The organism is Streptomyces sp. CMB-StM0423, from assembly GCF_002847285.1.
Lineage (GTDB): Bacteria > Actinomycetota > Actinomycetes > Streptomycetales > Streptomycetaceae > Streptomyces.
In genome coordinates, this window is record NZ_CP025407.1 from 4012226 (window position 1) to 4031256 (window position 19031).

General features: G+C 73.5%; 18 protein-coding genes and 1 pseudogene. 6 read left to right on the plus strand and 13 right to left on the minus strand.

From position 1 onward, the window contains the following. Window positions 1–3 precede the first annotated feature (3 nt). A complete protein-coding gene (locus CXR04_RS17425) occupies window positions 4–3624 on the plus strand; it encodes a SpoIIE family protein phosphatase (RefSeq protein WP_234380291.1) in 3621 nt (1206 codons plus the stop codon). A gap of 90 nt (window positions 3625–3714) precedes the next feature. Here the strand turns inward: CXR04_RS17425 and soxR are convergent, their stop codons facing one another. Beyond that, window positions 3715–4206, minus strand: coding sequence for a redox-sensitive transcriptional activator SoxR (soxR, locus tag CXR04_RS17430; protein ID WP_101423322.1), 492 nt, complete (start codon window positions 4204–4206; stop codon window positions 3715–3717). Between the two features lie 54 nt (window positions 4207–4260). On the opposite strand from soxR, the gene CXR04_RS35955 reads away from it, so the two are divergent. Both CXR04_RS35955 and CXR04_RS17445 read left to right on the plus strand, forming a co-directional pair. Then, window positions 4261–4836 (plus strand): hypothetical protein, encoded by a 576-nt coding sequence (locus CXR04_RS35955; protein WP_234380292.1) that lies wholly within the window; start codon window positions 4261–4263, stop codon window positions 4834–4836. Window positions 4837–4928: 92 nt separating this feature from the next. After that, complete coding sequence (locus CXR04_RS17445; protein WP_101423323.1) at window positions 4929–5465, plus strand: SRPBCC family protein; 537 nt, start codon at window positions 4929–4931, stop codon at window positions 5463–5465. Here the strand turns inward: CXR04_RS17445 and CXR04_RS17450 are convergent. The 3 genes and pseudogenes from CXR04_RS17450 to CXR04_RS17460 form a co-directional block, all read right to left on the minus strand. Continuing rightward, window positions 5449–6627, minus strand: a pseudogene (locus CXR04_RS17450) (NAD(P)/FAD-dependent oxidoreductase). The gene CXR04_RS17445 and the pseudogene CXR04_RS17450 overlap by 17 nt on opposite strands. Before the next feature lie 75 nt (window positions 6628–6702). Then, entirely contained in the window at window positions 6703–7584 is an 882-nt protein-coding gene (gene sigJ / locus CXR04_RS17455; protein ID WP_101423324.1) for an RNA polymerase sigma factor SigJ, read from the minus strand. 127 nt (window positions 7585–7711) lie between these two features. Beyond that, entirely contained in the window at window positions 7712–8137 is a 426-nt protein-coding gene (locus CXR04_RS17460; RefSeq protein ID WP_101423325.1) for a Rid family hydrolase, read from the minus strand. Window positions 8138–8265: 128 nt separating this feature from the next. Here CXR04_RS17460 and CXR04_RS17465 point away from each other — a divergent pair, with 128 nt between their 5' ends. Beyond that, entirely contained in the window at window positions 8266–8775 is a 510-nt protein-coding gene (locus CXR04_RS17465; RefSeq protein WP_101423326.1) for a MarR family winged helix-turn-helix transcriptional regulator, read from the plus strand. Between the two features lie 83 nt (window positions 8776–8858). On the opposite strand, the gene CXR04_RS17470 is transcribed toward CXR04_RS17465, so the two are convergent. After that, window positions 8859–9134: a hypothetical protein gene (locus CXR04_RS17470; protein ID WP_234380293.1), complete on the minus strand. Its 276-nt coding sequence runs from the start codon at window positions 9132–9134 to the stop codon at window positions 8859–8861. Window positions 9135–9293: 159 nt separating this feature from the next. Continuing rightward, window positions 9294–10190, minus strand: a complete 897-nt coding sequence (locus tag CXR04_RS17475; protein WP_101423327.1) for an NAD(P)-dependent oxidoreductase — start codon at window positions 10188–10190, stop codon at window positions 9294–9296. Between the two features lie 58 nt (window positions 10191–10248). Between CXR04_RS17475 and CXR04_RS17480 the strand changes: the two genes are divergently transcribed. Beyond that, window positions 10249–10599 (plus strand): winged helix-turn-helix transcriptional regulator, encoded by a 351-nt coding sequence (locus tag CXR04_RS17480; RefSeq protein WP_101423328.1) that lies wholly within the window; start codon window positions 10249–10251, stop codon window positions 10597–10599. A 159-nt stretch (window positions 10600–10758) separates the two neighbouring features. Here CXR04_RS17480 and CXR04_RS17485 read toward each other — a convergent pair whose 3' ends face one another. The 5 genes from CXR04_RS17485 to CXR04_RS17505 form a co-directional block, all read right to left on the minus strand. Next, window positions 10759–11397 carry a hypothetical protein gene (locus CXR04_RS17485; RefSeq protein ID WP_101423329.1) on the minus strand — a complete coding sequence of 213 codons (639 nt, stop codon included), beginning with the start codon at window positions 11395–11397 and terminating at the stop codon, window positions 10759–10761. A gap of 110 nt (window positions 11398–11507) precedes the next feature. After that, the gene (locus CXR04_RS17490) at window positions 11508–14444 is read right to left on the minus strand and encodes a helix-turn-helix transcriptional regulator (protein ID WP_101423330.1); all 2937 of its coding nucleotides are present in this window, start codon (window positions 14442–14444) and stop codon (window positions 11508–11510) included. A 371-nt stretch (window positions 14445–14815) separates the two neighbouring features. Next, a complete protein-coding gene (locus CXR04_RS17495) occupies window positions 14816–15127 on the minus strand; it encodes a MazG-like family protein (RefSeq protein ID WP_101423331.1) in 312 nt (103 codons plus the stop codon). A gap of 68 nt (window positions 15128–15195) precedes the next feature. Continuing rightward, on the minus strand, window positions 15196–15633 hold the full coding sequence (locus CXR04_RS17500) for an ATP-binding protein (protein ID WP_101423332.1): 438 nt from the start codon (window positions 15631–15633) through the stop codon (window positions 15196–15198). 79 nt (window positions 15634–15712) lie between these two features. Further along, the gene (locus tag CXR04_RS17505; RefSeq protein WP_101423333.1) at window positions 15713–16927 is read right to left on the minus strand and encodes a helix-turn-helix domain-containing protein; all 1215 of its coding nucleotides are present in this window, start codon (window positions 16925–16927) and stop codon (window positions 15713–15715) included. A gap of 124 nt (window positions 16928–17051) precedes the next feature. On the opposite strand from CXR04_RS17505, the gene CXR04_RS17510 reads away from it, so the two are divergent. Next, window positions 17052–17231, plus strand: a complete 180-nt coding sequence (locus CXR04_RS17510; RefSeq protein ID WP_442802387.1) for a hypothetical protein — start codon at window positions 17052–17054, stop codon at window positions 17229–17231. Window positions 17232–17252: 21 nt separating this feature from the next. Here the strand turns inward: CXR04_RS17510 and CXR04_RS17515 are convergent, their stop codons facing one another. Beyond that, window positions 17253–18242 (minus strand): hypothetical protein, encoded by a 990-nt coding sequence (locus CXR04_RS17515; protein ID WP_101423334.1) that lies wholly within the window; start codon window positions 18240–18242, stop codon window positions 17253–17255. Window positions 18243–18386: 144 nt separating this feature from the next. Next, entirely contained in the window at window positions 18387–19022 is a 636-nt protein-coding gene (locus CXR04_RS17520; protein ID WP_101423335.1) for a hemerythrin domain-containing protein, read from the minus strand. Window positions 19023–19031 lie beyond the last annotated feature (9 nt).

Here is a 19031-nt window from a genome sequence, read left to right on the forward strand (position 1 = left end):
GCCGTGCTCCGGGCCGAGGTCATCGTCGCTGTTTCGGTGGGGTACCTCGTTCTGCTCTTCGCTGTGGCCTTCTACGCCGATCGGAGGGCGGACGCCGGCCGGAGCCTGATCAACAACGGCACGGTCTACGCCCTGTCAATCGCGGTGTACGAAACCGCATGGGCGCTCTACGGCAACGTGGGCGGGGCCGCCACGACCGGTATCGGCTTCCTGGGCCTCTATCTGGGTCCAGTGATCATGTTCGCGCTCGGCTGGCCGGTATTGCGCAGGATCATCCGGATCAGCCGGCGGCATCGGGTCACTTCACTGGCCGACTTCGTCTCCGCCCGCTATGGCAAGAGCGCGGTGCTGGGCGGTCTGGTCACGATCATGGCCGTGGTAGGGATTACTCCCTACATCTCGCTCCAGCTCAAAGCGGTCTCCAACACCTTTGAGATCATTCGCCGGTATCCCGAGATCACCGCTCCCTCGGAGCTGGGCCAGGTTCCGCTGCTTGAGGACACCGGGCTGTACGCGGCGCTGCTGCTCGCCGCGTTCACCATCCTCTTCGGCACCCGCCACCTGGACACCGCAGAACGCCACGAGGGTCTGGTCGCCGCCGTCGCGTTCGAGTCCGTGGTCAAGCTCGCGGCGCTCCTCACGGTCGGGATCTTTGTGACCTTCTGGATGTTCCAGGGGTTCGACGACCTGTTCTCCCGGGCAGCGCATGCCGACTTCACCCAACTGTTCACCCTGCAAGGGCACACCAGCTATGGCACGTGGGTCTGGTTCATCGTGCTGTCCATGCTGTCGATCGTGCTGCTGCCCCGGCAGTGGCAGGTCACCTTCGTCGAGAACGTCGACGAGAAGCACCTCAAACGCGCGATGTGGCTGTTCCCGCTGTACCTGCTCGCGAACACCTTCTTCGTGCTTCCGCTCGCAGCCGGCGGCCTTCTGCGGCTCGGAAAGGCCACCGACGCCGACACCTATGTGCTGGCCCTCCCGATGGTCGCGGGCCAGCAGGCACTGGCGCTGTTCGTCTTCATCGGCGGCCTCAGCGCGGCCACCGCCATGATCGCCGTCGAGACCATCGCGCTCAGCACCATGGTGTCCAACTCGCTCGTGATGCCGCTGCTGCTGCGCGGCAGGTCCCGGCTGACCCGTCGGGACGATCTCACCGGCCTGGTACTGGGCATCCGCCGAACGGCCATCGTGCTGATTCTGCTCCTCGGCTACGCGTACTTTCGACTCGCGGGCGAGGGGCGGGCGCTGACGGCGTTCGGACTGGTGTCGTTCGCGGCCGTGGCACAGTTCGCGCCCGCGATCCTCGGCGGCCTGTTCTGGAAGGACGGCACCCGCCGGGGTGTGCTGGTGGGTCTTGTGGCGGGGTTCGTCATGTGGGCATACACCTTGCTGCTGCCGAGCTTTGCCGAGTCCGGGCTGCTGCCCGCCTCGTTCTTGCATGAGGGCCCGCTCGGCATTGGGCCGCTCCGGCCGCAGCAGTTGTTCGGCCTTTCGGGAATGGACCCGATCGGCCATGCGATGTTCTGGAGCGCGCTGGTGAACATCGGCGGGTATGTCGCCGTCTCACTCGCCGACCGGCCGAATGCCGCCGAGCGGGCGCAGGCGGTGCAGTACGTCGACATCCTCGCGGAGCCCGCCGGAGAACGGCGCTGGCAGGCCCGTGCCACGGTCGGCGCCCTGCAGACGATGCTGGAGCGCTTCCTCGGGCGGGAGGGCGCCGAGCGGGCGGTGCGCGCCTACCCGGGGACGAGGCCCGACTCACCGGAAGCCGAGGCGTCCCCGGAGCTGATCCATCACGCGGAAGCCCAGCTCTCCGGCTCTGTCGGCGCGGCATCCGCGCGGCTCGTGGTCGACGCGGTGGTCGGACAGGAACCGGTCCGCACCGATGAAGTGATGGAGATGATCGGCGAGGCGTCGCAGCGGGTCGAGCTGGTACGGCGACGGCTGGAGTTCCTCTACGACGCGACCAGCAGCATCGGAACCACCCTCGATGTGACGCATACGGCCGAGGAGCTGGCCCAGGTCTCGGTCCGGGGCTTCGCCGACCATGTCACCGTCGACCTGCCCGAGGCCGTGCTGCGCGGTGACGAACCGGGGGTGACCGGCAGCCGCGCCGGCGACAGCGGCCCGCGGATACGGCGCACGGCCGTCAGCGGTATCCGTGACGACAACCCCTTCTTCCCCATCGGCGACCTGATCACTTTCGCGCCGTCCTCGCCACCCGCCCGCAGCATCGAGACAGGGCAGGCGATCCTGGTACCCCGGCTGCGTGACTCCCCGGGGTGGCGGGAGGTGGATCACGCACGGGCCGCACGCATCCTGGACTACGGAGTTCACTCGCTCATCACGGCGCCGCTGCGCGCCCGCGGTGTGCTGCTGGGGGTCGTCCACTTCTGGCGCTCGGAGAAACCCGAGCCCTTCGAGCAGGACGATCTCTCCCTCGCGGCAGAACTGGCCGTCCACGCCGCCGTATCCCTCGACAACGCACGCCGCTACACCCGCGAGCACGGCATGGCCGTGGCCCTTCAGCGCAGCCTGCTGCCCCGCACCCTGCCAGAACAGAACGCCGTCGAAGTCGCCCACCGCTACCTCCCCGCACAGGAAGGCGTCGGCGGCGACTGGTTCGACGTGATCCCCCTGTCCGGCGCCCGCGTCGCCCTGGTGATGGGCGACGTCGTCGGACACGGACTGCACGCCGCCGCCACCATGGGGCGGCTGCGCACCGCAGTACACAGCTTCTCCTCCCTCGATCCACCACCCCACGAACTCCTCGGCCACCTCGACGAACTGGCCACCCTCACCGACCAGGAAGCCGTCGCCGTCGGCGGCGAGACCACCATCACCGGCGCCACCTGCCTGTACGCCGTCTACGACTCCGTGACCCACCGCTGCACCATCGCCAGAGCCGGCCACCCGGCACCGGCCCTCGCACGCCCCGACGGCACCGTGGAATTCCCGGACGTCCCCTCGGGTCTCCCCCTCGGCATCGGCGGACTGCCCTTCGAATCCGTCGAACTGCACCTGCCGGAGAACAGCAGACTCGTCCTGTTCACCGACGGCCTCGTCGAACGCCGCGACCAGGACATCGATACCGGACTCGACCTACTCCGCCAGACCCTCGCACGCGCCGATCAGACCCCAGAGGAGACCTGCGACGCCGTACTCGACGCACTCCTCCCGCCCGTCCAGAGCGACGACATCGCACTGCTCGTCGCCCGAACACGCGTACTGGGGAGCGGAAACGTCGCCCAGTGGGACGTCGAGTCAGACCCCGCAGCCGTCCACCGCGTACGCGCCGCCGTCTCCACACTCCTCGCAGAATGGGAACTGGAGAACCTCCGGGAGAACACCGAGCTGATCCTCAGCGAACTTCTCACCAACGCCATGCGCTACGGCGTCGGGCCCATCAAGGTACGGCTGCTGCGCGACCACACGCTCACCTGCGAGGTCTACGACCACAGCCTCACCTCACCACACCTGCGCTACGCCGCCACCATGGACGAAGGCGGACGAGGTCTCTTCCTCGTCGCCCAGCTCACCGCACGCTGGGGAACCCGCTACACCCAGGACGGCAAAGTCATCTGGGCCGAACAGGCCACACCGGAGACACCCGGCAACTGACCGGCCCGGCCGTCGCCACCGCCCGCGCACAAGCGGAGAAACCTGCCGAGGCCGGCCGACCACCGGACCGGGCCACGCGCACGGACACCCTCAGCCCGCCGGCGGCACCCGGGTCTCCTGGGCCAGCCGGCGGGTGAGGAGCCGGCGCGGGCCGGGTCCCGTGTCGCCGAGGCGGTCGTCGCGGTTGCGGAGCAGGCAGCGCTCCAGCGACAGGCAGCCGCAGCCGATGCAGTCGGTCAGCCGGTCCCGCAGCCGCACCATCTGGTCGATGCGGATGTCGAGTTCGTCGCGCCACGCCGCCGACAGCCGCGCCCAGTCCTCCTGCGTCGGCGTGCGCTCGTCGGGGAGCGTCCGCAGCGCCTCGGCGACCGTGCGCAGGGGGATGCCGACCCGCTGCGCGGTGCGGATGAACGCCACCCGGCGCAGCGTGTCCCGGGTGTAGCGGCGCTGGTTGCCGGGGGTGCGGCGACTGCGGATGAGGCCCTTGCCCTCGTAGAAGTGCAGGGCGGTGACGGCGACGCCGGAGCGGGCGGCGAGCTGGCCGACCGTGAGCTCCTTCGCGTCGAAGGGGGGCTTGTCCATGACGGCAGGCTAGCTCTTGACCTCGATTATGATCGAGGTTTGAGACTGGCCGGCATGACCACTTCCCGCACCTCGGCACAGGGGCAGGAGCAGGGCCGGCAGCGGCGGTGGCTCGGGCTCGCCGTGCTCGCGCTGCCCGCGCTGCTCGCCTCCCTCGAACTGACCGTCACCAACCTCGCCCTGCCCGCCATCGGCCGCGACCTCGGCGCCGGCAGCACCCAACTGCTGTGGACCGTCGACATCTACGCCTTCCTCCTCGCCGGCTCCCTCATCACCATGCAGGGCGCGGCGGCGGCGATCTCGTCCACGGCGCCGCAGTTGGGCGGTGCGCTGGGCATCGCGCTGCTGGGCAGCGTGATCACGGCGGTGTACCGGGGGCGTACGGACGGGGCGGTCCCCGAGGGCGTACCGGCGGACGCGGCCGGGGCGTTCGAGGACGACCTGAGCGCGACGGTCACCGCGGCGGAGCGGCTGCCGGGGCCGGTGGGCGACGAACTGCTGGGCGCGGCGCGGGGGGCGTTCGAGACGGGGTTCCAGGTCGCGGCGGGCGTGTGCGCGGCGCTGACGGCGGCGACGGCGGTGCTGGTGGCACTGGCCGGCGTGCGGGGAAAACGGCGCGTAAGTCCGTAACCATGCGTTACGCTCACAGCCCGCTCGCGCGGGGGAACGCCGCGCGGAGCGCGCGACCCGGGGGCCCACTCGACACCGTACGGAGGACCACCGTGACCGGCGACGACCACGCAACCGAAGCCCCCCGCGAAGCCCCCCGGCCCACCGGCGTACTCAAGCGCACCGCGGACGGGCACGACCTCGTGCTCAGCCGCACGTTCCGCACCCCCGCCGCCGACGTCTGGTCCTGGCTCACCGAACCCGAGCGCACCGTCCGCTGGTTCGGCCAGTGGGAGGGCGACGCCGCGCCCGGCCGCACGGTCCGGGTGCAGATGGCGTACGAGGACGGTGCGCCCTGGTCCGACCTGCGCGTCGACGTGTGCGAAGCGCCGCACCGCCTGGCCGTGTCCATGGTCGACGAGGCCGGCGACTGGCGCATGGAGGCGCTGCTCGCGGAGGCCGGCGGCGGGACGCGGCTGGACCTGATCCACCACCTCGCGTCCGTCGAGGGCGTCGGCGAGGTCGGCCCCGGCTGGGAGTACTACCTGGACCTGCTCGTCGCCGCGCACGACGGCGCCGCGGGCACCGCGGCGCCGTCGTTCGACGACTACTACCCGGCGCAGCGGGACTACTTCACCTCGCTGACCTGACCGCGGCGGGCGCCTCCGGCTCGTCCTCCCGCGGGAAGAACGGCAGGTCGATGGAGACGCTGTCGGCCGCCGCCAGGATCTCCCGGGCGTTGTCCACCGGCGGGTGGATGTACCCGTTGATCTGCTCCTTGACGAAGGCGCCGTCCGCGCCCGTCGCCATGACCATGCGGTCCCAGCCCCGGGTGAACACCCCGCCGGCGCCGCCCAGATGGAGGCAGGTGACGTACGGGGCGGGGGTGAACGGCCGCGGCGGTACGCCCAGCAGGTCCGCCGCCGCGTTGTACCCGGCGACCTTGCCGAGCGGCGTGGCGTGCTGGCACGCCTGCATCACGGTGTGCTCCGCGTCGAACGGCGCCGCCGCCGTGTCGCCCGCGGCGAACACCTCGGGCAGCGCCCGCAGCCACTCGTCGACGGGCACCCGGCCGAGGTGGTCGAGGTCGCCGGGGTCCTGCACGAGTTGCCGGGTCAGCTCCTGGGCGCGGATCCCGGTCGACCACACCACGGCGTCCGCGTCGACCCGTTCGCCGCCGGAGAGCACCGCCTAGCCGTCGCCGACCTCCGTCACCGAGGTGCCGAGCCGCCGCTCGACGCCCAGTTCGTCCAGCGCCGCCTCGATCGCCGCGCGCGGCCCGGGGCCCAGCGGCTCCGCGACCGTCTCCGCGGTGTCCACGAGCAGCACCCGGCCACGCGCCGCCAGTTCCGTCGCCGCCTCCAGGCCGACGAACCCGGCGCCGACGACCACGGCGGCGTAGCCGTCGCGGCCGCGCAGGTGGGCGGTGAGGCGGCGGGCGCCGGCGAGGGTGTCGATGTCGAAGAGCCGCTCGGCGCCGGGCAGCCCCGTCGGCGGCACGAGCCGGCTGCCGGACGCCAGCACCAGCCGGTCGTAGCCGATCTCCGCCCCGTCCGCCACGACGACGCGGCGTTCGGTGTCGATGGTGCCGACCGTCGCCCGTACGTGCTCGACGCCGACCGGGCCCAGGATCCGGTCCAGCGCCACCGTCGCGCGGTCGGGCTCCGGTTCGTACAGCCGCGGGCGCAGTACCAGGCGGTCGTTGGGCGCGACGAGCGTGATGCGCAGATCCGCGTCCCCGCGGGCGAGCGCGGCGCCCGCCGCGCTCCACACGCCGGCGAAGCCCCCGCCGATGATCACGACATGGTTCATCGTGTGGTCCTTCCTCAGCTTGCTCGGTACGGACCCTCTCGGGGCGAGGATCCGCAGGGAGACAAGACGGAGGGCTCAGATGTGACCGAGGGCGGCGACGGGGCCGAGCTTGTCGGGGTTGGCGAGCCGGCGGATCGCGGTGAGGCGGCCGCCGGCGACGTCCACGGTGTCCAGCCAGACGGGCACGCCGTCGCGGTACACCGCGAGCGCGGGCTGCCCGTTGACCTCGACGAGGCGTACGGCGTCGGGGCGCGCGATCCGTACCGAACGGACCGCGAGCAGCGCGATCGTCTCCGCCCCGCGCACCGGCCGGCGCGCGGCCGTCGCCTTGCCGCCGCCGTCGCCGACGTACACGGCGTCCGGGTGCAGCAGCGCCACCAGCCCGGCCATGTCGCCCGCCTCGGCGGCGGCCTTGAACGCCCGCAGCACGCGCTCGGTCTCGGCCCGGGAGGCGTGCGGCTGCCGCCCGGCCGCCCGCACCCGGCCGCGCGCCCGGGAGGCGAGCTTGCGGGCGGCGGCGGGGGTGGCGCCGAGCACGTCGGCGACGCGGGCGAAGGGGAAGTCGAAGACGTCGTGCAGCACGAACGCGACCCGCTCGGCGGGCGCCAGCCGCTCCATCAGCACGAGCATCGCCGTGCCGACCGACTCGTCCACCAGCACCTGCGCGGCGGCGTCGGGCCCGGTCGGCAGCGGCTCGGGCAGCCAGGGCCCGACGTACGCCTCCCGCCGGACGCGGGCGGACTTCAGCACGTTGTACGAGGTCCGCGCGGCGACGGTCACCAGCCAGGCGCGCAGGTCCCGCACCTCCGCCAGATCCGCCTCGGCGGCCCGCAGCCACACGTCCTGCGTCACGTCCTCGGCCTCGGCGACCGACCCGAGGATCCGGTAGGCGGCGCCGAACACGGCGGGCCGGTGCGCCCGCCAGTCCGCGTCGCTCAACGCCCGGGTGGCCTCCACGGGTCACGGCCTCCTCACACCGGCGCCGGGGTGTGCAGTGTATGCAGACGCAGGCAGGCACCGGCGAGGCGGGGACGGCGGCCCGGGCCGCGGGCCCGGTCGCGGGTCCGGGGTGCCGGCGTGCGGGTCAGTCCCCGGAGCCGACGATGGCGGTGACGCGGATCTCCACGCGCATGGCGGCGAGGCCGAGGACCGTGACGCCGGTCTCGGTCCAGATCGGCGCGCGGCCGCCGAGGCGACGGCGGAACTGCTCAGCCATGACGTCGTTGTGGTCGGGACCGATGACGTCCTCACCCGGTGCGACCTTGTGGTACGAGTTGACGTGGATGACGTCCTTCCAGGTGGCGCCGACCGAGGCGAGCGTGCGCTCGACGTTGTCGAAGGCCCGGATGATCTCGTCCGCCAGCGAGTCGGGGATGACCAGGTCGTCGTCCACCCCGGCCTGGCCGGAGATCTCGACCCGGTCGCCGACGCGGACGGCCCCGCTGTAGCCGAGGGCCTTGTTCAGCTTCTCGCCGTAGCCCGGAGCGACGCCGAAGGTGACGGTGCTCATGATGTTCCCTCTTCCTGTCCACAGGGGTGCGCTTCCCCTGGCATGAGTTCACGCATAAAGTGATACTAGCAAGCGATGACTTCAAGCGCAAAGTGATGGCGGCCACCGCCGGAGAGACGGGAAGGTCCATGAGCAGCACGGAAGGGCCCATGAGCGGCACGGGCGAAGACGAGGACGACGCGGAGCTGCGCTGGCTCGACGAGCAGGAGAAGGCGGCGTGGACGGGGCTGATCTCCCTCGTCCTGCTGCTGCCCGGCAAGCTGGAGCCGCCGCTGCGGCAGGAGCACGGCCTGACCCTGTTCGAGTACCTCGTGCTCAGCCATCTCTCCGAGGCCCCGCGGCGCAAACTGCGGATGGGCGAGCTGGCCTTCCTCGCCAGCGGGTCGCTCTCCCGCCTGTCCAACGTCGTCAAGCGCTGTGAGCAGCGCGGCTGGATCGTACGGACACCCGACCCGGCCGACGGCCGTTACACCCTCGCGGAACTCACCGACGCCGGCTTCGGCATCGTGCAGCAGGCGGCGCCCACCCACCTGCGCTCCGTACGCCGCATCGTCCTCGACTCGCTCAACACGGCCGACCAGAAGGCCCTCACCCGCATCGCGGAGAAACTCCGCATCGTCCCCGACGGCCTGGGCTGACGGCCGGGTGAGGCGGAGGGAGCGGGGCCGGGGGCGGCCGCCCCCGGCGGCGGCCGAGACGGCTCCGGGGGCGGCCCCCGGCGTCAGTCCTTCCGGTCCCGTTCCGGGAGGGCCTGACGGCCCGCCGGGCCCGGCTCCCGGCCCTTCGGGGGGTAGTCGCAGTCGAGGCCGGCCACCTCGTAGTCGTCGCCCTCGTTCTGCTCCTGGTCGACGACCACCGCCGCAGTGCACGCGCGGCCGTGTTCGTCGGTGAACGTCACCACCTCGCTGTAGTCCGTCGGCTGGCCGCAGCCGGCGAGCAGCAGCACCGCCGCCACTGCCGCCGCCAGCCCCGCACCGATCCCCCACCGTCGCCTCATGGCTCCCCCTTCGTCGCTCCCGCGTTCACCGCGAGTCGACGGTGGAATGCCCGTCCCGTACGCCGTCTAACGCCCCCCGCGCCGGGAAGGCCGGAAGTTGGCCGGGGAGACCCGGCCCGGACGTCCCCCGTTGGCCGGACCGTCAGCCCGCCACCGGCTTCAGTCCGCCACCGGCTTCAGCCGGCCCGCGACCAGCTCCGTGATGCGGATGAACCCGTCCGTCCCGTACCCCAGCCCGATGACCCGCTGCGCCTGCCCTGCCGCCGCCCGCATCACCCCGGCGTCGATGCCGTGGCTCTCCGAGGTCGCGATGATGTGCTTCATCGACGACGCGGACGACGTGATCGGGTTGGTCTCCCCGGAGTACTCCTCCGCCGCCACCCCCGCGGCCATCTCCTCGATGGCCTCCGGCAGGATCGCGCCGATGCCCTTCGCGAACGGCGCCAGCTCGGCCGGGCTGACCCCCTCCGCCCGCGCGACGGCCAGCGCGTGCGCGCAGCCCGCCATCGTGGTCCAGAAGATGTCCAGCAGCGCCACGTCGTACGCGGCGGCCCGGCCGACGTCCTCGCCGAGGTGGGTGTGGGCGCCGCCCAGCGCGGCGAGCACCGGCCGGTGCTCGTCGTAGAGGTCCTTCGGGCCGCTGTAGATGAACACCCCGTCCGGTGTGCCGATGGTGAACGTCGGCGTCATGATCGAGCCGTCGAGGTAGCGGATCCCCTGGTCCGCGGCCCAGGCCGCGGCGTCGCGGGCCCGCGTGGGGGTGTCGGCGCTGAGGTTCGCGACCGTACGCCCCTTCAGCGCGGCGGCGACGTCCTCGCGCCGCAGCACCGCGTCGGAGGCGTCGTAGTCCACGACGCACACCACGGTCAGGTCGCTCGCGGCCACCGCCTCCGCGGCCGACGCCGCGCGCAGCGCGCCCCGCTCGACCAGCTCGGTGTCCCGGCCCGGCGTCCGGTTCCAGACCGTCGTACGCACCCCGGCGGCGACGAACGCGCCGGCCAGGGCCCGTCCCATCGGGCCCAGCCCGAGGACCGTGACGGCAGACTTTGCGGACATGACTAACCTCCATAAGTGAAGACAGGAAAAAGAGACACGTGGTGACCATGGGGGTGCCATGACGCGCAAGCTCGCTCAGGACACGAACGTCTGCGGTGTGACCGCCGCGATCGCCGTGATCGACGGCAAGTGGAAGACGACCCTGCTCTGGCTGCTGGAGACCCGCCCCCACCGCCCCGGCGAACTGGTCCGCCGGCTGCCCGGTCTCACCGAGAAGGTGCTGACGCAGGCGCTGCGCGAGATGGAGGGCGACGGTCTGGTGCACCGCGAGGTGCACGAGGGACTGCCGCTGAAGACGGTCTACTCCCTCACCGGCTTCGGCCGCGACCTCTCCGTGGCGCTGGGCCCGCTGTCCGACTGGGGCCACCGCCGTCTTGACAACCTCACCGGAGCCGCGGTGGCTCCCTGATCACCTCCGTTTCGCGTCTGCCTCCAGCGTCGCGCCCCCGCGGCGGCGTGCCAAGTACCCACAAAAAGGTGGGTACGGCCGTGCGGGCGGAGGACCCCCGGGCACGACGCCGCGGGGGCGTCCGCCGTCCGGACACCCCCGCGGGTCGTGCGCGGCGGGTCAGTCGATGCGGACCGGGCCGCTCTTGGCGCCGTTGCCGCCGAAGTTGCATATCGACGGCGCCATCACGTGCGCCGGGCTGGACCAGCCGGCGCACTGGTACGTGGAGTGGCCGTACCAGTCGTGGCCGAACTCGTGCGCCGCGAGCAGCGCGTCGTCGTTCACGCCGCCCATGAACAGCGCGATGCGCTGGCCCGCGCCCCAGTTGCAGCCGACGATGTTGCCGCCGCCACCGCAGTCGGTGATGTAGCTGTTGCGGCACTCGACCGGGGTGCCGCTGCCGGACGTGCGGTCCAGGTTGGCCCAGGCCGCGGCGCCCTGCGCGATGGCGCCCGCGTAGGCGTTGCAGGACGAGGTGAGGTAGTAGCTGCGGTCGGTGGGCACCGGCCAGGCGTTGGCGCCGAGGTCGCCGCTCCGGCCCTCGGCCGCCAGCGCCTCGAACTCCTTCGCCGTGATGCCGTGGCCCTCGCCGAGCTTGCTGTCGCCGGCGTGGGCGGCGTGGTCGTGCGCGGCCGCCTCGACGGCCGCGGCGCTACGGGCCTCGGGCGCGGGCGCCGCCTGCGCGCCGGGGCCGACGACCGCGGCGGCCAGGGCGGCCACGGCCACGAGTACCGATCTCAGGAGTACCTTGCTCCGCATGGCGCTCTCCTCTGCTGGTGGGGGATTCGGGGCGGCGCGCCGCCCGTTCACACAGATCGCATGTCCGCGGCCGCAGAACAATCCGGGAAACGGTACGTAGGCGGTACGTATTAATTGCCCGCGCCCGGCCGCGGCGCGGCGTCCGGGCGTCCCGCGGCGTCGGCCCGCCCCGCGGCCTCCGCCACCTCCGACCGCGAGCCGACGTGCAGCTTCCGCAGCAGCTTCGCCACGTGCTGCTCGACGGTGCGCGGGGAGAGATACAGCACGTCGGCGATCTCCCGGTTGGTGCGGCCCAGCGCCACGAGCCGGGCGACTTCACGCTCGCGCGGCGAGAGCTGGTCACCGTAGCCGCGGCGGCCGCGGCGGGAGGGGAGCGGTACGTTGTGGCCGCGCAGCACGCGGCGGCAGCGGGCGGCGTCGCGGATGGCGCCGAGGTCGGTGAACTGCTGGGCGAGCGCGGCGAGTTCGCGCGCCGGTTCGGGACCGGCGGCCGCCGGGAGGCGGCAGCGGGCCGCCGCCTCGCCCGCGCGGGCCGCCGAGTACGGCTGCGGCAGGGCCCCGTACGCCCGTTGCGCCGCCGTGAAGAGCACCGCCGCCTCCTCCGCCCGCCCGTGCCCCGCCGCCACGATCCCCCGGCACGCCGGCAGCGCCGCCGCCGCCAGCGGCGCGTCCCGGCCCGCGATGCCCGCCGCCAGCTCCGCCGTGACCTCCTCCGCGGCCCGTAACTCCCCGGCCCGTACGAGCGCGGTGACGGCCGGCGGCGCCAGGTCGCCCGCCCACGGCCAGATGTCCTTGCGCCGGATCCGCGCGAGACCCCGCTCCGCCTCCGCCCGCGCCCGCTCCGGCTCGCCGCGGGCGGCCAGCAGCCGGGTCATGGCGCCGGCGGCGGTGGCGAGTACCGGCGCGGGCGCGTTGCGCGGGTCGGCGAGTCCGGCCGCCGCCAGCTCCGCCGCCGCCTCGTCCCACTCCCCCAGCGCCGACGCCAGCAGCCCCAGCACCAGGTGCGCGTCGGCGGCGATGCTGGAGACGCCCTGCACCGCGTCGAGGGTGTGCCGGCAGCGCTCCGCGAGGCCCCGCCAGCGGCCCGCGTACCACTCCAGGCGCAGCGCCGTGCCCTCCACGATGCCTTCGAGGAAGGCCGCCCCGCACTCCGCCGCCAGCCGCCGCCCCTCAGCGCGGTAGCGCTGCGCCGCCCGGTAGTGGCCGAGGCAGGTGGCGGCGTCGGCGAAGTTGCCGCAGGCGCGGGCGACTTGGCGGCGGTGGGTGCCGGGTCCCGAGCCGGCGATGAGACCGTCGGCCTCGGCCCGGACGGCGGGGTCGCCGAGGCTCATGCGCAGGGCCAGGTGGTTGCCGCGGACGGCGGTACGGACCGCGGGGTCGGACTCGTGCGCCACCAGCGCCTCCGCCCGCGCGATCCACGCCTCGTAGACCTGCCGCGGGTGGTCGCCCCAACTCGGCATGGCGAGCGCCGCCATGCCGCGGGCGGCGAGCGCGGGCCGGGCGTGCAGCTCCGCCACGGCGACCTCGGTGTTGACGCGGCCCTCCTCGTAGCGTCCCGCCTGGTTGTAGAGGAGCAGGCCGAGGTTGAGCCGGATCTCGCCGCGTACCGCTTCGGGGATGTGGCCGTCGCGGACGATGTCGTGGAGCAGCGCGGTGGCCCGGTGGTGGGTGAGCCCGACGACGGCGTCGCGGCTGAGGTCGACGGCGATACGGGCGCACTCGGGCCGGCCCAGCCGCCCGTCCGACAGCAGCTCCTCCAGCACCCCCACGGCGAGGGCCAGATCGCCCATCTCGCGCGCGGAGCAGGCGGCGGCCTCGGCGTAGCGCTGCCACTGGGCCGGCTCGCCGCCGTGGCGCGCGTGGTACGCGAGCTGGATGAGGGGCTGCGGGTCCTCGGCGGCCAGGGCGCGCATCGCCTGCCGGTGGAGGCGGTGCCGGTCGGGGCCGAGGAGACCGGCGTAGACGGCCTGCTGGGCGAGGGCGTGGCGGAAGCCGTAGCGGTCCTCGCCCCACTCGTGCAGCACGCCGGCGCGCAGCGCCTCGCGTACGGCCGCGGAGTCGGCGGGCGCGGCGGGCTGCCCGGGGGTGCCGCGGACGACGGCGGCGATCAGCGCCTCGCCGGCGGGCACGCGGAGGACGGAGGCGGCCCGTACGGCGTCGGCGGCGGCGGGGGAGAGCACGCTCACGCGGTCGGCGACGGCTTCCTGGAGGCGGGTGGGGACGGGCATGCGGGCGAAGGCGGCTTGTTCGGTGCCGTGTTGGGCGTCGTGTTCGGCGGTGGGCAGGGCGCGTACGACTTCCTCGACGACGAAAGGGATGCCGGCGGTACGGCGGTGCAGCTCGGCGGTGAAGGCGTCGGACGACTCCGCCGAGCCGGTGAGGGCGGTGAACATGCCGCGTACGCCGTGGACGTCGAGGGGACGCAGGGGGATGACGACGGCGGTGGTGCCGGGCGGCTGCCGGTACGCGCGGCCCAGCGGCAGCCCGCTGCCGGGGAGGTCCTCGCGACGGTAACTGAGCACGGCGGACAGCCCGTCGGGGGGATCGTCGACGAGGAAGCGAAGCAGGTCGCGGGTGCCGTCGTCGGTCCAGTGCAGATCCTCGACCACCATGACGGTCTCGCCGGCGGCGTCCAGCAGGGCCCGTACGGCACGGAAGAGCCGGTGCCGCCGGGCCCGTAAGTCGCTGAGCAACTCGGGCGCGGGCGGCAGCCGGTCGGCCAGCTCGGGCAGATACGCGCGCAGGGCACCGCAGACGGGGTTCAGCGCGGGTGGCAGGCCGCCGGCGAGATGCCGCAGCAGATCGAACACCGGCCCGTACGGAAACGGCTCCCGCAGCGGCCGGCACCCCCCGAGCAGCACCCGCCGCCCCCGCACGGCGGGATCCCGTAACGCCTCCCGGATCAGCCGCGTCTTCCCGATCCCGGCCTCGCCCTCGACCATCGCCACGGACGGGGACCGGGTGACGGCATCCACGAGCGCGCCCAACTCCCGTGCCCGGCCGACCAGCACAGGCGCTTCCGCGGGGCGCAGAACGGTCACGGTCATGAGCGCCTCCGGCCGGTGGGGTCCAGCGACACGCGGAGCGGGGGTGTGCGCGGCGCGTCGCGGCGGCGACAGCGTGAAGGTAAGCCTCAGCACACGCCCCAAGCAAGACCGGCCCGGCGTGTCACATCACGGGCCCCGCGGCTGTCATAGAGGAAGGCAGCGGTTCGCACGCGACCGAGGGGGACGTCATGGAGCAACCGGGACGTTCCCGCGCGCGCTCGGCCGGCGCCGGCGATCTCGCCCACGAGAGCGTGGGTGGCGTGAGCCCACCGCCGGGGCCCCACGCCACCCACTCCCCACCCCGGTCCCCCTGACCGGGCCCACGGACCGAGTGGCGCGGCACCTTCCCCCGGGGTGCCGTGCCACTCTTCTCATTCGAGGGAACGGCGGGCGATCTCCCGCAGCCGCGCGGAGAAGACGTCACCGGCGTCGTCGGAGATCGAGGCGAGGGCGACCATGCTCGTCACGATCACATCGCACAGTTCCTCGCAGATGTCGTCGATGGTGTGGGTCCTGCCCTTCCGCGGATTGGACCCCAGCAGCCCGTGCACGGCCGCGGCCACCTCCCCGTACTCCTCCCCGACCTTCAGAATCCGCAGCAACCGCCCGGTCCTCCCCTGCACGGGACTCTCCTCATCCAGCCACGCACACAACCGCTCGATCGTGGTCCAGGTCTCGTCCATCACAGTCCTCAGTACGGGGTCCGACAGATCCGCGGGCGGCGGCAGGGAGATCGACCCACCGACTTCTTTCACGAGCCGCCTCCGAAGACATCGACGTCCGCCCACACCCGCTTACCCCACGGCATCGGCTCGGCCCCCCACGCGGCAGAGAACCCGGCCACCGCGGCCAGCCCCCGCCCCGACTCGTCGTCCCGGCCCGCCTCGACGACCCTGGGCATGGCCCTGGACCGGTCGACCACGGCCACCCGCACACGCCGCGGCCCGACCCGGGACACCTTGACGTGCACGACCTCCAGCCGCGCGTGCCGCACGGCGTTGGTCACCAACTCGCTCACGACGAGACACGCGTCCTCGGCCCCGGCCTCCAGCGCCCACGCCCGCAGCGAGGCGGAGACAAGCCTGCGCGCCCTCGCCACGGAAGCCTCGGTGCGCGGCAGAGTCACGCTGTAGGCAGGCAGATCACAGGCGGTCGGCTCGGTCACCCTCGTCACGTGTGTTTCGTGCATGGGCAGAACCTAGGGGCGCGCTACGTGACCGGACAGGGACGCTCTGTGCCATTCTCCGGCCCGGGTGGGACGCGGTGTCCTACCCGTCCACGCGCAGCCGGGCGGCCAGTTCGGTGATGGGGGCCGTGCGGCGGGGTTCGCGGGTGCGGAGGTCGGTGACCAACTGGCGGGTCGTGCCGTGGTAGCGCATCCACTCCGGGGCGTCCCGTTCGGCGGCCAGCAGGGCGTCGGTCGCGCGGGCGTCCTGGGCGAGGTTCGCGTAGGCGAGTGCGCGGTCGACGTGGAAGCGGGCGCGCCAGGTGGGGGGCAGGGTGCGTACGCCCGGGATCGTGCGGGCGGCGGTGACGGCCTCATGGCTCTTGTCCATCTCCACCAGGAAGTTGACCTTCGCCACGCCCGCGTTGGCCGGTCCGAAGGGGGTGGCGTAGTCGAGCCGGTCCTCGCCGATGCGCGCGGCGGCGGCCGAGGCAAGGCGCAGCAGGTCCTCCACCCGGTCGTAGCGGGCCTCGCCCTGCCGCGCGCAGGCCGTGGCCGCGCGGAGCAGCAGGATCCCCCACAGCGACAACTCGACGGGCCGCGACCGGAAACCCGGGTCGATCGCGTCGGCCTGGGCCAGCGCGACGTGTTCCGCGTCCTCCAGCCGGCCCTGCCGGGTGAGGATCCACGCCAGCGTCGAGGCGCCGATGGCCTCCAGGTACGGGTCGTCCGAGCGGCGGGCCGCGTCCGTCGCCCGCTCCATCGCGGTGAACGCGGCGTCCTCCTTGCCCAGCGCGGCGAGCGTGGTCGCCGCGACCTGGTACGCCTCGGCGAGCACCGCGCAGGCCGCCGACCGGGCGGTGCCCTGCTGCACGTCCACCGCGGCGCGGGCGTCGCGGATCAACTGCGGGAGCAGCGCGCCGATCTCGCCGATGTGGCCGTCCCGCCGGATGCGTTCCGTGGCGCGCAGCGCGGCCCGCAGCGCGCTCAGCGTCGGCGGGTCCTCGGGGTCCGGCTCCTCGCCGAACAGGTCCGACACGGGGGCCACGGCCTGCCGCAGAGCGAGGACCGAGGGGGCGTCGCCTTCTGCGTGCGCTTCGAAGGTGGTGGGCTGGCCGACGAGCGCGGAGGTCTCGACGTCGAGCGCGCGCGCCAGCCTGTTGAGCGTGGACAGCCGGGCGGAGTGGCGCCGGTTCTGCTCCAGCTTCCGTACGGTGTCGACCGAGACGCCCGCGCGCTCCGCGAGCCCCTCCTGCGTCAACTCCCGCCGCACCCGCAGCCGCCCGACCCGGTCACCGATGGTCTCGCCGTACAACATGGACACCTCCGCGGTGCGGATTCCCCTCCCCACGCTACCGCTCGCGTCCGACACCTGGAGGAACCAGGCATGACCGCACCCTCGATCGAGCTTCGCGCCGCCGCCAGCCTGCCAACCGTCCGCAGTGACCTGCTCGACATCTACGCCGCCGTCCGCGCCCGGGGACGTCGACACGGACAGCAACGGGCACAACGGCTTCCTCACCCCGGCCCAGGGCGCCGCCGTGGCGGTGCGCCTGGCGACCCTCGGCCACGACGGCCCGACCGGCGGGTTCTTCAGCGCGGACGGGCCGCTTCCCTGGTAGCCCGCGGGCCCCGACCGGGCCTCAGTAGACGATGCTCAGCGCCGAGAGGTCCGTTTCCAGTTCGGTGTCCGTGACCTCGCCGTCCTCGACCGTGAAGCGGAAGGCCACCTGGGGGCGGCCGTTCTGGACCCACACCAGACCCGCGGCGCCGTCGATGAGCGCGGGGATCGGGGTCCAGGTGCGTACCGTGCAGACGCGGGTGACCGACTCCGTGCCGCGGACCTCCGTGGTGCCGATGACGGCGTCGCCGCCGCGGTGTTCCGCCGGGGCGGGGTGCGGGGCGGCGTCGCCGGCGGAGCCGTGCGAGCCGTGCGAGCCGTGCGAGCCGTGCGAGGTGTGCGAGCCGTGCGAGCCGTGCGAGCCGTGGGAGGCGGGCGGGGTGTCCGACCGGGGGCGGCGGTCGGGGTGGTTGGGGTCCAGGGCCGTCAGCATGGCCCGGAAGTCGCCCCCGCGGGACGCCGCGAGGAACGCGCCCGCGATGTCCGCGCCGGTCGTCGCCCCGGCGTCCATGCCGGAGCCGAACGGGCCGCCCCTGTCGTAGCCGCTCCCGCCGTATCCGGCCGCCGCCGCGCCGGGACGGCGGGCGCTGCCCGCCAGCTCGCGGTTCGCCAGCGCCGCCAGCGCCGCGATCTCCTCGAACGGCGCCGCGAACATGTCCTGGAGCACGTACGCCAGCCGCTCGGGCGGCAGCAGCGTCTCGCACACGACCAGCAGCGTCACGCGTACGGACCGGGGGAGGTCCGCCGGCGCTCCGCTCACTGCAGGCGTCTCCACGACCGGCCCCGACCGGAGCACATGCAGCGTGACCTGCGCGACGGTCGTGCGCAGGCAGCCCTCAAGGCCGTCCGCCGCCACGCCCTCGGCACCGGCGGCACCCGGCGCGCGGCCTCCCAGCCTCGTCCACTCCTCCCGGCCCGCCTCCTCGGCGGGGCCGAGCAGCCGGTACGCCAGCGGGCGCAGGCCGGGGCGGTCGGTCTCGAAACGTTCGGCCAGCCAGTCGTGTTCGTCCATCCGGTCGAGTCCTCTCGGCGACACCTTCGTCCTGATGACAGTCGCGAGCGGGCCGATGTGACCGCGGAGGCGAAATGCCGGAAAGCCGGGCGTGCGGGCCGGAATACGCAATTCCGGCCCGTACGCCCGCCACCGGAAGCGCCGTCAGCCGCGCGTGCCCCACCAGTCCCGCGCCACGTACGCCGGCCGCCACTCGTCGCGGTACGCCGCGCGCACCGGCTCCGGCAGGATCGCCAGCGTCGCCGCCAGGGTCTCGTCGTCCGCGCCCTCCAGCATCCACGCCGTCAGCACCGGCCCGTCGGCCCCGCCCTTGGCCGCGTGCACGCCGCCGAAGTGCAGCAACTGCGCCGGGGTCAGCGTCCGTTCGATCAGCGGCAGCGTGACGTCCTCCTCGTGCGTGAGGTGCGCGTTGAGCTTCACGGCCAGTTCGTCCGCCAGCCCCGCCAGCCGCTCCGGGCCCGTCTCGCGGTCGGCCAGGGCGGCGTCGACCGCGTCGAGGAGGGGGTCGATCTGGGCGTGTTCGTCTTCCATGGCGTCGACGACGGCAAGGTCGTCGGGACGGTTCTCCAGGGCTTCGCGGAGCGGTGGCCACAGGGCCTCGTCCTCGGCGGTGTGGTGGATGTGCAGGACCTTCTTGAAAAGTTCCCAGCCGGCCGCGGCGGCGAGGATGCGCCGCGGCTCGTCGTCGGTGCGTACGGTCGCCTTCGCGATGTGCTCCAGGTCGCGGCGGAGCGCGTGGTGCATCGCGTACATCAGCGTGAAGTCGATGGTGTCGCTCATGGTCGGTTC